Annotated in this window: 10 protein-coding genes; 7 read left to right on the top strand and 3 right to left on the bottom strand. The window is 39.3% G+C overall.

Going from position 1 to position 12,253, the window contains the following annotated elements:
* From ACFE6N_RS08075 to ACFE6N_RS08065, 3 genes are all read right to left on the bottom strand, one after another.
* Positions 1 to 436 (bottom strand): helix-turn-helix domain-containing protein (locus ACFE6N_RS08075; RefSeq protein ID WP_378935409.1); only part of this gene is annotated, 436 nt, incomplete at its 3' end.
* Between the two features lie 176 nt (positions 437 to 612).
* Complete coding sequence (locus ACFE6N_RS08070) at positions 613 to 897, bottom strand: hypothetical protein (RefSeq protein ID WP_378935408.1); 285 nt, start codon at positions 895 to 897, stop codon at positions 613 to 615.
* Positions 898 to 1,029: 132 nt separating this feature from the next.
* Positions 1,030 to 1,668, bottom strand: a complete 639-nt coding sequence (locus tag ACFE6N_RS08065; RefSeq protein ID WP_378935406.1) for a hypothetical protein — start codon at positions 1,666 to 1,668, stop codon at positions 1,030 to 1,032.
* 1,027 nt (positions 1,669 to 2,695) lie between these two features.
* Here ACFE6N_RS08065 and ACFE6N_RS08060 point away from each other — a divergent pair.
* The 7 genes from ACFE6N_RS08060 to ACFE6N_RS08030 all read left to right on the top strand — a co-directional run bounded on the left by ACFE6N_RS08060 (position 2,696) and on the right by ACFE6N_RS08030 (position 12,233).
* Positions 2,696 to 3,112: a type IV pilin protein gene (locus tag ACFE6N_RS08060; RefSeq protein ID WP_378935404.1), complete on the top strand. Its 417-nt coding sequence runs from the start codon at positions 2,696 to 2,698 to the stop codon at positions 3,110 to 3,112.
* The gene (locus ACFE6N_RS08055) at positions 3,112 to 3,639 is read left to right on the top strand and encodes a hypothetical protein (protein ID WP_378935402.1); all 528 of its coding nucleotides are present in this window, start codon (positions 3,112 to 3,114) and stop codon (positions 3,637 to 3,639) included. Before ACFE6N_RS08060 ends, ACFE6N_RS08055 begins: the two co-directional genes overlap by 1 nt.
* Entirely contained in the window at positions 3,629 to 5,053 is a 1,425-nt protein-coding gene (locus ACFE6N_RS08050; RefSeq protein WP_378935400.1) for a GspE/PulE family protein, read from the top strand. Before ACFE6N_RS08055 ends, ACFE6N_RS08050 begins: the two co-directional genes overlap by 11 nt.
* Positions 5,054 to 6,997 carry a type II secretion system protein GspD gene (locus tag ACFE6N_RS08045; RefSeq protein ID WP_378935398.1) on the top strand — a complete coding sequence of 648 codons (1,944 nt, stop codon included), beginning with the start codon at positions 5,054 to 5,056 and terminating at the stop codon, positions 6,995 to 6,997.
* 2 nt (positions 6,998 to 6,999) lie between these two features.
* Complete coding sequence (locus tag ACFE6N_RS08040) at positions 7,000 to 8,190, top strand: hypothetical protein (protein ID WP_378935396.1); 1,191 nt, start codon at positions 7,000 to 7,002, stop codon at positions 8,188 to 8,190.
* Between the two features lie 40 nt (positions 8,191 to 8,230).
* Positions 8,231 to 8,737, top strand: coding sequence for a hypothetical protein (locus ACFE6N_RS08035; protein WP_378935395.1), 507 nt, complete (start codon positions 8,231 to 8,233; stop codon positions 8,735 to 8,737).
* Between the two features lie 208 nt (positions 8,738 to 8,945).
* Positions 8,946 to 12,233 carry a DUF5977 domain-containing protein gene (locus ACFE6N_RS08030; protein WP_378935393.1) on the top strand — a complete coding sequence of 1,096 codons (3,288 nt, stop codon included), beginning with the start codon at positions 8,946 to 8,948 and terminating at the stop codon, positions 12,231 to 12,233.
* Positions 12,234 to 12,253: the final 20 nt, after the last annotated feature.

The following is a 12,253-nucleotide window of genomic DNA, read 5'->3' as shown; positions in this document are numbered from 1 at the left end:
TTTCCAGAGCTACGACCTGAGCTTCGGTCAAGACTAATCCTTCCTGTGCGGACTTAGCTTCTAATGCCTTTAAACGGAGTTGAAAGGTGTGAAGATCGTGGCGGAGCCAAATACTTCGGACTCCGCCGGGTGATACCAGAATGCCCTGTCTTTTAAGCTCGTTAGATACCCGGAGTTGACCTAAGGCTGGCTGATCTACAGCCATTGCCACAACAGCTTTCTCAATATGCTCTTCAACACGGTTTTTGAGAATTGGCTTTCTTCTGCTGATTTCCTGAAGGGCAAGCTCACCACCCTGTTCATAAAGTTCTTTGAAACGATAAAAGCTATCGCGTGAATAACCCATTACTTTGCAGGCTTGCGAGACATTGCCCAAATGCTGAGCAAGCTCAAGGATACCTAATTTGTTCTTAATGATCTTTGATTGTGTAGTCATAATACTAATCTCTGTTACGTTGTTTAATTTATCGTAACTGTCAGATTAAGTTTTGACTAATTCATATAATCTGTTACGTTGAGCCTGTCGAAACGCATTTAAACATGGCCTTCGACAAGCTCAGAATTGACAATCTTACTTATGATAAAGCCTCTAAATTTAATTTGCCCCTTCTATCACTCAAAAATCCCTTTCCCATCAACACTATAACTGTAAATCACCGTATATTCAATTCCGTTCTTTTTAAAATGCTCGATAAGTACATCACCTTTTTCAAAATAGGCCGATTTGCTTTCTTTAGGAATGCCAAAAAGAATAATATTGGATTCTATATGATAAACAACATCGTTTCTGTTGCTTGCAATAGCAATTAATGTTGATAAACTTTTGCCTGATCCTTTTTGGTTATACTTTGGATGATGCGGATGCTCCCCATCTAGTCTTAGCTTCTCGCAGACCAAAATCTAACTAACAAAGCAAAGCGCCGCAGTTGAAATTGCTGCGCTTTGCTATTTCTACCAATTCTTAATTAAAAGTATTGAAAAGTTTAGGCCTTACCATCTGCAAGGGCTTAAATCTAGTTTACCCGTATATCACTCAAAAATCCTTTCCCCATCAACACTATAACTGTAAATCACCATGTACTCGATTCCATTCTTTTTAAAATGCCCGATAGGAACATCACCTTTTTCAAAATAGGCCGATTTGCTTTCGTTAGGAATGCCACAAAGAATAATATTGGGTTCTATATGATGATAAACAACATCATTTCTGTTGCTTGCAATAGCCATTAATTCGGATAAACTTCTGCCCGATCCTTTTTGTTGATGCTTTGGATGGTGCGGATGCTGATTGGCTGATACCCAGTAGCCAGGCACCATCGGTTTATAAAATTTGCCTAAAGGGATATCGAACCGGCGGGGCAAAAAACACGAAGCTATTGTACCGTTGGGTGTGATGGTTCCGGTTTCAATAAAGAAATGGCTAATCTGGATCCAATGCCGGGTGAGCTGATATACGTATTCCCGAATGGCATTTTGCCCATCCTCTAAAAATTCTGCCCAACCGCTGTAGCGTGGCAAAGTCATGATGATTTCAGAAACTTTGCCATCAATGTGATGTAGGGTAGCCTTTACCGCGCAAATGGCAGGCAATACATTCATGTAATTGGGTTCAGCTGCAACCTGAACAGGGAGCTGTGTGTTTTGGTTTTTACAATTGTTGTTTCGCATAACATTGTTAAAAAGATCCTGGGTGCTGCGAAACAACAATAAACTCTTTTCAGAGAAAATTTAGATACGGTGCCAAACCGCTCACCCAGGAATATTGTTAAAATTGATTGCTTATTTATTTGCTCCTCTGTCTAAGTTGAAAATTCTGTTTATTATTATTTCGCAACAGCAATTTAGAAATAAAATTTCAAATCACAAAGAAATCTTGATGATTAAATTAAGGCGTTTGATTGCAAAATAGTGCAAATCATTGTGATTCAGATCATGAGCAGAAGACAAACCCTATCTGTCCATAGTCCTTGGGCGCTAGGCTGAGTATAAAGATACTACGGATTCATTGATGTTGAACGCGGACTGACAATCAAAATAATTTATTATTAGTCTGTCATGTTGAGCCTGTCGAAACGCATTTAAAACATGGCCTTTCGACAAGCTACCATTGACTTTATTCTATAATTGCCCGTTAATGAGTAGATTTGGCATAATGCATTTCGGTATAGCTAGGCCATAGCACTGTATCACCGTTCTACTTAAAACCGGCCTAATAAATTTTTCGGACTGCACTGTTCCAGCCATACTACTGCCTTCAAAAGAAAAATTTTCAGCCGGCATTTTATTAATGTTTTTATATTTTTTTCATTTGTATTAATGAGCTCGGCAATGCCTCGGTTTTGTTACTTTTTGATGCCAAAAAGTAAGAGCCTTTCGGCGGCGGTGAGCCGAGGCAAGACTGAGCGGTCTGGCATAAGAAATCAGTTACGTAATTTATAGTAGTTTTTATAAAATAAATTATCCCTCAAGGATGACAATCTTACTTATAATAAAGCCTCTAAACACGCATTGATACATCAATATCACACGAAGATTAGCAAAGGAAACTACGTATTGATTTTTTACTCCAAAATACAAGAATATCACTCAATTTGCATTGTTCGTCAAAAATATTGGGAATATTATAAATTTCTTTGCATTTTACAGCCTCATCACATTTCTTTCAGGAAATGTGCCAAACAAATTAACGTGTGCAATGAAAATTAATACTTCAAAAAAACTCAACGCCTATACCCTTACCGAAATCCTGATTGTGCTGGCCATTATTGGTATATTAATTTTGCTGGCCTTGCCTAACCTGATGCCACTGATTACCAAGGCCAAAACAACCGAGGCCAAAATGCAGCTGGAGCATGTGGCCAAGCTGGAACAGAGTTACTTTTACGAACATTCTAAATATTCTTCAGATTTATCAGAAATCGGCTTTATTCAGGAAAAATTAACTTCTGATGCAAAGGATGGTAAAGCCAATTATAAAATTGAAATTACGGCTGCTACAAACAATACCTTTACGGCAAAAGCTACCGCTGTGGCCGATTTTGATGGCGATGGCACCTATAATGTATGGCAGATCGACCAGGATAAGAACTTAAAGGAAATTGTTGCCGATTAATGTTTTTATTGCAGGGGGCGATTTTTATGGTGTTAGCGGGTATGGTTTATCAGGATTTTAAATACCGGGGAATTTACTGGTGGATGTTTCCAATACTTTTCCTGCTGATGACAACAGCCACAGTACAGGTACTGGGTTTTTCCGGAACCGTTGCACAGGCAGGTAAAAGCATACTGTTTTTAGCTTTACAATTTGCAGTATTAACGGGATATATTTCCATCAAACAAAAAAAACTGACCAATATATTTGACGGCTTTTTCGGGTTGGGCGACCTGTTGTTCCTGGTGGTATTGTGTGTTGGATTTTCATTTTTAAATTATGTGCTATTTTACCTGTTAAGCCTGATGTTCATCATCCTGTTTACCGCGATTTTTGGCTACCAGTCTACTGCGCATGGAAAAAAAATACCTTTGGCAGGCTATCAGGCATTGCTATTTATGATATTGATGGCAATCAGTTGGTTTACACCTGCCATCAATCTGCTTTCGGATGATCACCTTATCAATTTACTCGGTTATGGAAATTAAACCTGAAATACTGGGATTGATATCCAAAGCGTTTGCGATGGAATATCGTGTATTTCCGAAAGAACGCGGAGCAAACGGGAGTTTGGTATTGTGTTGGGATGGCCTTGGTGATGAGCGCCAGCTAACAGATGAACTGCAGGTGATGCTGGGCTGTAATGTTTCTTTATTACCGCTCGATCAACAGGAAATCAGCAGGTTGCTGTCTAAATATTACCTGGGCGATGTATCTACAGAGAGTGATGATAAAGAAGTTTCAGTAATTTCAGCTAATGATGACTTTTTAAACGTATTGATTGAAGAAGCCAGGCGTTTAAAAAGCAGTGATATCCACATCGAAACTTTTGAAAAACGTGCCCGTGTGCGGGTAAGGATAGACGGGATGATGATTGAGCGGTATCAGATTGAAAAGAAAGACTATCCTGCGCTGATCAATAAAATCAAGATCATGGCCAACCTGGATATCGCCGAAAAACGTTTGCCGCAGGATGGCAGGATTCAGTTTACCTCTGCACGTTTTGCCGCTTTTGATATCAGGGTGTCGGTATTGCCCACCCTTTACGGAGAAAAAATTGTACTCCGGTTATTAAACAACAGCAGCACCGATATCGATCTGAATACCCTGGGTTTATCTGAACAGGATATGCAGCACTATATGGAAGGTGTGCAACGCCCCAATGGGATTATTCTGATCAGCGGGCCAACCGGATCGGGTAAAACCACCACCTTGTATGCCACCTTAAAACTTTTAAATAAAAGTACCCGTAATATCCTCACCATTGAAGACCCGATTGAGTATACGCTGGAAGGCGTAAACCAGGTGCAGTTGAGGGAGAATATCGGATTGGGTTTTGCAGCCACTTTGCGTACCTTTTTAAGGCAGGATCCTGATGTGATTATGGTGGGTGAGATCCGAGATCCGGAAACGGCCAATATGGCCATCAGGGCCGCATTAACCGGTCACCTGGTATTATCTACCATTCACACCAACTCGGCCTGGGGTACGGTATCGCGCCTAATGGACATGGGTATCCCTGGTTTTTTGGTAGCCAATACGCTCAATACTACTGTAGCCCAGCGCCTGGTAAGATTGCTTTGCCCGAAATGTAAAAAAGAAGAACCGCTTGAGGCCGGGCGATATCCCAGACAGTTTAATCCACCTAAAACAGTAAATACGCATTTTGTGGCTACCGGTTGTGCACACTGTTATTATACGGGTTACAGTGGCCGGAAGGCGGTTTATGAAGTAATCCCGATCGACGCCGAACTGTCGCAGGAAATCAGGAAAGGGAACATGGCCATCGAGCCTGTTCTCGAAGAGAAAAAAATAAGTACACTATCTAAAAATGCTTTTGCATTATTTGCTGATGGATTAACCTCCATCGAAGAAATTTACCCCTTGTTACTCGCTATCTAAATGAAGAATAAAACGCTATTAAAAATGTTGATGGGTTTGGCCTTTATCGTGTTAAATCTATTCGTTTTAGCTGCCTCTGCACAAATCAACAGTCAGGAACGGCTAAAAGCCATCGAAGAGCGCCTTCGTAACCTTTCGGTAACCGTGCCTGGGTTAAACCAACCCGTTCAGCTATCCATGTCGGGTGCTTCCGCTCAAGAATTTTTGAGGGCACTGGCGCAGGCCAACAACCTGAACATCAATATCGACCCGCAATTGAACTTTAAGGTTTATACCAATTTTCGTAACGAAACGGCGATGAATGTGATCCTGTTCATGGCCAAAGAATACGACCTGGATGTTAACCTTATTGGCTCCATTATGTCGGTAACTAAAGTGCAATCACCCAAGCCTGTGGTGGTACCTAAAGATTTTCGAGTGAATTATAATGCATCCAATGAATATCTCGGTTTCGAACTCAATAACGATACCTTAAGTCAGGTGGCAAAAAAAATCAGCCAGCTGTCGCAAAAAAATGTGGTGGTGCCGGTTGCCCTGATGGGTAAAAAAGTGAGTGGCTTTATTGCTGCTGCCCCGTTTGAAGTCGCGCTGGAAAAACTGGCCTATGCCAATGAGCTTAAAATGAACAAAACCAATGATGGGGTATTTATTTTTCAGGCTTTAGGTGAAGGAGAGGAGCTTTATGTAAACGGCGATCAGGCTACAGCTGTAAAAAGAAGCAATAAAGCCGCTATGGGGCAGGGAGCATCAAACTTTACGCTGAACGGCCGGAAAGATAACCAGGGCAACCGCACGGTAAGCGTCGACGCACTAAATACACCCATATTGGACCTGATTAAATCGGCCTCGAACGAAGTTGGTGCCAATTATTTTATCTATTCCGATATCAAAGGCACCGTAACCACCAAACTAAATGGGATTGGGTATGATACTTTTCTTACCGCTTTATTGCAGGGAACCGAATACACCTTTAAAAAAGATGGTGGTGTGTATTTAATCGGCGACCGGAAACTGGAGGGATTACGCGCCAACAGGATTGTACAATTGCAGCACCGCTCGCTGGATACCATCCAAATGATGATCCCAGCCGAATGGAAAAGAGGAGTGGAGATTAAAGAGTTCAGGGAGCAGAATACCTTATTGCTTTCGGGGGCTTCGCCACAGGTAAATGAAATTGAAAATTACATTAAACAGATAGACCGGGTAGTGCCTATGGTACTGATCGAAGTTACCCTGGTAGATGTACGCAAAGGTAAAACAGTAAAAACAGGTATCACCGCAGGGGTATCTGACAGTGTGAGAACCGGTGGAACCATCTTACCGGGCATCGACTATACATTTGGTGCCAATTCAATCAATAATTTCCTGGCTAAACTGGGAAGAAACGGCTCGGTAAATCTAGGTAGGGTAACCCCTAATTTTTATGTCAAACTCAGTGCCTTAGAAAACAATAACAATGTTGATATCCGCTCGGTACCGAAATTATCAACCCTTAATGGTCATTCAGCTAATTTAAGTATCGGTAGTTCAAGATATTACAGCCAGCGGACACAAAATGTAATTCCATCATTAAATGCACAAACGGTCGTAACCGAACAGTTTACAGAGGTTAATGCAAATCTCGAAATTGATATTAAGCCTGTGGTTTCCGGAGATGACCAGGTAACGCTGAACATTAAGGTAAACATTTCTGATTTTATCGGTAACCCGCCATTAAATGCACCGCCGCCAAAATCAACCAGTAAGTTCAGTTCTATTATCAGGGCTAAAAACGAAGATATGATCGTTCTGGGTGGTTTAGAACGTACAGAAAGCAGCGAGAGCGGTTCAGGTGTACCTGTTTTATCGCGAATCCCCATATTGAAATGGTTGTTTAGCAGTAGGGAAAAATCGAACAACAAAGTGGTAACACTGGTATTTATTAAACCTACAATTTTATATTAGGCATGTTCGAACCGTTTGAACAGATACTGGCCATTGAAATTGCCTTGTTGCAAAACGAAACTTATCGCTGTACTTATGCGGTAATTACACGTAAGGGCGATAGGATAGATGCTGCAGAGCACCATACGGTTGAGGGTACGCTGGTGAAAGTGCTGGAGCGTCTCCCACGCAAATTCCCGGTTGCCTTAGCGTTAAGTGGCAAAGGCATTATTCATAAGCAAATCAAGGGCAGCGGAACAGAAAATAAGGATTTCTTCAGGACAGCCTTTCCTTCAGTTGAAAGGAAAGATTTTTATGTACAGGAAGCTTTTTCTAACGATCTGGTTTGGCTCAGCATCATCAGGCAAGCCCTGGCCGATGATATGGTAGGAAAACTGCAAACCGCGGGCTTGCAGGTATATGCTTTGAGCCTGGGTGCATTATCAGTAATTTCGATTTGGGAACTGTTAAGTGTGCCCGGTGGTGGCTTTACAGCTAATGGTCACCAGTTTGATGTGGATGAAACAGGTGCAATAGCGGGCTATCGTTATGCAGAAGGAACAGAAGATGCCGGAAATTTGAAACTCGGCGATACCAAACTTAAGCCTGCTTTGCTGGTACCCTATGCATTGGCCTTTCAGCTTTTTCTGCACGATAAATTATCGGTGATTAAGGCAAATGATACTCAGGTAGACAACCGTTTTAAAGATTTTCTTGAACAATCAAAACTTAAAAAAGCAGCTGGAATTTTCGTTTTTGCATTGCTTGGTCTTTTACTCATCAGCTTTTTGACTTTAACCCATTATAATGCAGAAAATGCGAAATTAAATGAGCAGGTGGGGGCAATGACGGCAACTGCAGATCAAAGCGACTTGTTGAAAAAAGAGATCACGGAGCAAAAGATATTATTAAATAAACTGGGCTGGAACGGCGGTTATAGTTATGCTTTTTTACTGAACGAAATCGGTAGCAGCAAACCTAAGGCACTTACTTTAAACGAGGTGATATTTGATCAGTTAAAGGAAGATCCAAAGGATGCAAAAGATTTACTTGCCTCAATCAAGATAGCTGGTGAAACCGCTAACCTGACTGCAGTAAACAACTGGATTTTTTTGCTTAAAGAAAAAAAATGGGCGAAAGAAGTTAAACTTTTGCGTTACCAGCAGGATACAGAATCGCAAAATTTTCAGTTTAACCTTTTGATCCAATACTGATATGATAGCGAAACTTAGCCAGAAAAATAAAAGAGTCGTTATGGTTTTTTTAATGATTGTATTGGTTTATCTTGCATATGTTTTTTCATTCGAAAAGGCCATCTCAGCTGTTACACTAAACCGGCAGCTAAAAGCTGCACAACAGCCCGGCCAGGAACCTGATGCTGCTTTTCCACAATTGGAACGCAAACATACTTTTTATCAATCGGTATTAAAAGGTTATAAAGTTCGCACAGAAGACCGCGAAAATCGCCTGTGGCAATCGGTATCGGCCATGGCCATTGCCAAAAATGTAGAGATCAATTTTAGTCCCAACATCATTCCTGCCGAAAAGGATACCAGTGAAATTGCGCGGGGTATAGTTACGCAGAAATTCATTTTTAAGGGCAGTTATTTCAACATCGTTAAACTGCTTGATACGCTTGCCAAAAGTCCGGGTATTGGCAAAATTGCCGGCGCCAAACTGATGAAAAAAACTGCGAATGGCAACGAAGAAAAAACAGATAAACTTAACCTGGAACTGCAGCTTGTAGGGAAGGAGAATTAGGAATTTTTTCTAAAATTTTTGGTGGGCTGATTTGAGGTTTTTACAAATAATGAAAATTATGTTCGTCACTCCAAAACACACGTTCATCAGTCGAAAAGCATCGTTCGTCAAAAAGATTTAGTCATTGCTTTTTTTTGATTTAGCTTCGGCTGATATTGGCAATGTTAATGACAAACTAGATAAATATTATTCGATTAACAAGTAAAAAATGAAAAAGATACTATTAGCGCTTCTTCTACCCTTTTTCCTTCAAAAAGTAGTAGCACAATCAAATGTAGTTAAATTTAATTCACCAATCTCACCCTCTCCAACTGCGGCAAGTTTGGGCAAATACGGAGATATTCCAGTTGCCACTTATACAGGAATACCAAGTATTCAAATTCCACTGTACGAAATTAAAATTGGTGCAAGTTCAGTTCCTGTAAGCCTTTCCTATTATGCAGGTGGATTTAAAGTGGCAGATGAATCCTCATCTGTAGGTCTTGGATGGTCTCTAAATGCAGGAGGCGTAATAACCAGGGTTAAAAAAATGAAAGATGACCTTTCGTCAGATGGATATTATAAAAATGCAGACCATACAAACAATGATGGAACGGATAAGGAACCAGATATTTTTTATTTTAATTTTGCAAATTTCTCAGGCAAATTTTTGATTGACTATTCTTCCAATCCTGCCAAGCCTTATGAAATAAAACGCATAAGTGTTTATGATGATGATGATTTGAAGATTATTATGAACAATAATCAGACCTGGACAGTGACAGATAAATTTGGTGTTATTTATGAATTTAATGATAAGGAAATTCAAAATGACCGTGCAACAACGGAGGGCGGTTATTCATCTCCTGTAGAACCATCTGATTACGTTTCTGCCTGGTATTTGAGTAAAATAACGTATACCAATGGAGAAGAAATTGTTTTTAATTATACAACTGGTGCACAGGTTGAAAATATACCTGTTATTGATCAAGTATTTGGACAGGGTACCGCATATATTACAACTATACCCTATAGTTGTTACCAGCCACCTATGCTACGGGGTAGTTTGTCGAAAACAACATATAACGTTAAAGTTAACACAATTGATCTTAAAGATATTGTATTTCCAGGAGGTAAAATTGAAGTTAATTATACGGCTGATCGAGAAGACTTAAGGGTAACCGGAGTACAAGCTAAACGATTACGGGAATTGAAGGTATTTAATTTATTGCAACCTGGATATAACCTGTTAAAAACATTTAGTTTCCATCAAAGCTATTTTGTCTCATCTGGGCGCGCAGGTTTTCTATCAAAGAGACTGCGTTTAGATAAGGTAATTGAATTTGGCAGTTCTGGCAATCAACCTAAAACGCACGAGCTTGCTTATTCTGGTGAAATACTTCCAGATAAAGACTCAAAAGACATAGATCATTGGGGTTATTTTAACGGACCAAAAAATAATGATCAGTTATTCCCCAAAAATCAATCAGGCGTTGTAGATCCGAAAGGAAGTTCCAGAAATCCAGATGGAAGGTATGTAAAGGCAAATTTGCTTTCTAGCATATTATTTCCTAGCCAGTTGTCTACCTATTTTGAATGGGAAATAAATGATTTTTCTAATCTTGGAAATAGCCTGTTTTGGTCTTCTCCTAGTACTACTGGTAAAGGTATGTCTGGCGCTGGGGTTAGGATAAAAGTAATTAATAGCAATGATAATGTCAATCCAGGTGTATCTACACGCAAAGAATTTGAATACACATCCACAGACGGTAACCAGTCCAGTGGTAAAATTATGTCTAAAATAAATTATTCAACTCCATACGAGATTATCTTCCCTGTGTATTTGACTGGGGCTTGTACTCAATATAACGGTCCGGTTAAAGAAAGAGGAACAACACTATATTCAAGCTCTTCAATACCAATAAGTGGTGATGCACAGGGGAATATCATAGGGTATGATCGTGTTGTGGTTAAGAATAAAGGGGCAACAGAATCTACTTTTTCAGTAGATGAGTACTACAATTATTCTTCCGCATCATTGGATTTATATCCTCGTTTTCCACAAGTGAATAATAATATGAACGGTTTATTAAGACTAAGGACAGATTATGTTAATAGTGGAAGTACGGTTTTTCCAATAAGACAGACTGAAATGGCCTACACCACAAAAAACTCAAATATAACTAAAGGATATCTTTATACCACTACCTGGAGCGCAAATTGGTTAGCTCTTGTGAGTTACGATATTTCAAATGAATGGATAGTAAATAGCAAAGTTACAGAAAGAGTTTTTGATGGAAGCTCAAATAATTCTAATATTGATAAAATTACCAATCTATCTTACGAAAGCACTTACAAACAGAAAATCCAGGAAGATTATGTTGATAGTAAAGGAGATGCTTATATGTTTAAGTACCTCTATCCACGTGATATGGTTACTTCAGGTAATACCAATCCTTATCAAGAGATGGAAAATAGATACATGATCGGTTATAACATACAACTTGAAAAATATAAAAATGGCTCGTTACTCGAAAAAACATTTAATGATTATGCCACCAACTGGCCAAAAAACACCAGTTTGATTTTACCTAGTAAGATCAGAACACAATATTTATCCAAACCTATTGAAGATAGATTAATTTATAATAGTTATGATAAAAAGGGAAATCCTATTTTGGTTTCTTATCCTGGCGGATTAAAAACAATGTACCTATGGGGATATAATTATCAAAATCCAATTGCTGAGATAAAAAATACAGATTTAAGTACTGTTGAGTCAATTTTAGGGGCTGAAAATATAGATAATTTTGCCGGTCAGTTGAGTCCTGATAAAATTGCAGTTGACAATTTTATAGCACCCTTATACGCTGCGCTCCCTGATGCGCAGATATCGAAATATTCATATATTCCCTTAGTAGGGCTTAATAGTCAAACTGATGCAAAAGGGCAGATTGCTTATTACCAATATGATGACCAACAAAGATTACTGACTATAAAAGATCAAAATCAAAAAATTGTAAAAAGCTACAGTTACAATTATGCTCCTCGTACTTATTTTAATTTAAGGAGAGAACAAAATTTTATGAAAGATAATTGTACTCCAGGTAATTTTGCAATCCCTATTCTCTTTGTTGTTCCTGCTGGTCAGTTTACCTCTATCATTAGTCAAACTGATGCTGATCAGCAGGCGGAAAATTATTTACTTAATAATGGACAAGCCTACGCAAATGCGAATGGCATCTGTAAAGCTTCTGCTGATTATTTTGTTACTTATACTGTAGATCCATATTTTACTCATGTAAATTACACCATTACTAAATCTTTTGACGACGATAAACGTGCTCTTTGCAAAGTAAGAATCAGGTACGATCCAATAAGTGGTGGCGGTGGGGCATTAACCGATGTGATAGAGCAGGTACAAATGGAAAGAGGGGTACTTGAATACAGTAATTCTTTGCAAGTTAATGCTGGTACAACTGTAGAAGTTGAGCTTATAGAAATAATAGAAAACTAGACTTCAGCACTTAATAATCA

It is taken from the genome of Pedobacter sp. BG31 (assembly GCF_042464845.1).
GTDB lineage: Bacteria > Bacteroidota > Bacteroidia > Sphingobacteriales > Sphingobacteriaceae > Pedobacter > Pedobacter suwonensis.
This window is presented reverse-complemented; position numbering and strand designations above follow the sequence as displayed.

Excerpts from the sequence above, each read along its gene's own strand:
- ACFE6N_RS08065 (WP_378935406.1), bottom strand. The coding sequence starts at position 1,668 with ATGCGAAACAACAATTGTAAAAACCAAAACACACAGCTCCCTGTTCAG.
- ACFE6N_RS08060 (WP_378935404.1), top strand. The coding sequence starts at position 2,696 with ATGAAAATTAATACTTCAAAAAAACTCAACGCCTATACCCTTACCGAA.
- ACFE6N_RS08055 (WP_378935402.1), top strand. The coding sequence starts at position 3,112 with ATGTTTTTATTGCAGGGGGCGATTTTTATGGTGTTAGCGGGTATGGTT.
- ACFE6N_RS08050 (WP_378935400.1), top strand. The coding sequence starts at position 3,629 with ATGGAAATTAAACCTGAAATACTGGGATTGATATCCAAAGCGTTTGCG.
- ACFE6N_RS08045 (WP_378935398.1), top strand. The coding sequence starts at position 5,054 with ATGAAGAATAAAACGCTATTAAAAATGTTGATGGGTTTGGCCTTTATC.
- ACFE6N_RS08040 (WP_378935396.1), top strand. The coding sequence starts at position 7,000 with ATGTTCGAACCGTTTGAACAGATACTGGCCATTGAAATTGCCTTGTTG.
- ACFE6N_RS08035 (WP_378935395.1), top strand. The coding sequence starts at position 8,231 with ATGGTTTTTTTAATGATTGTATTGGTTTATCTTGCATATGTTTTTTCA.
- ACFE6N_RS08030 (WP_378935393.1), top strand. The coding sequence starts at position 8,946 with ATGAAAAAGATACTATTAGCGCTTCTTCTACCCTTTTTCCTTCAAAAA.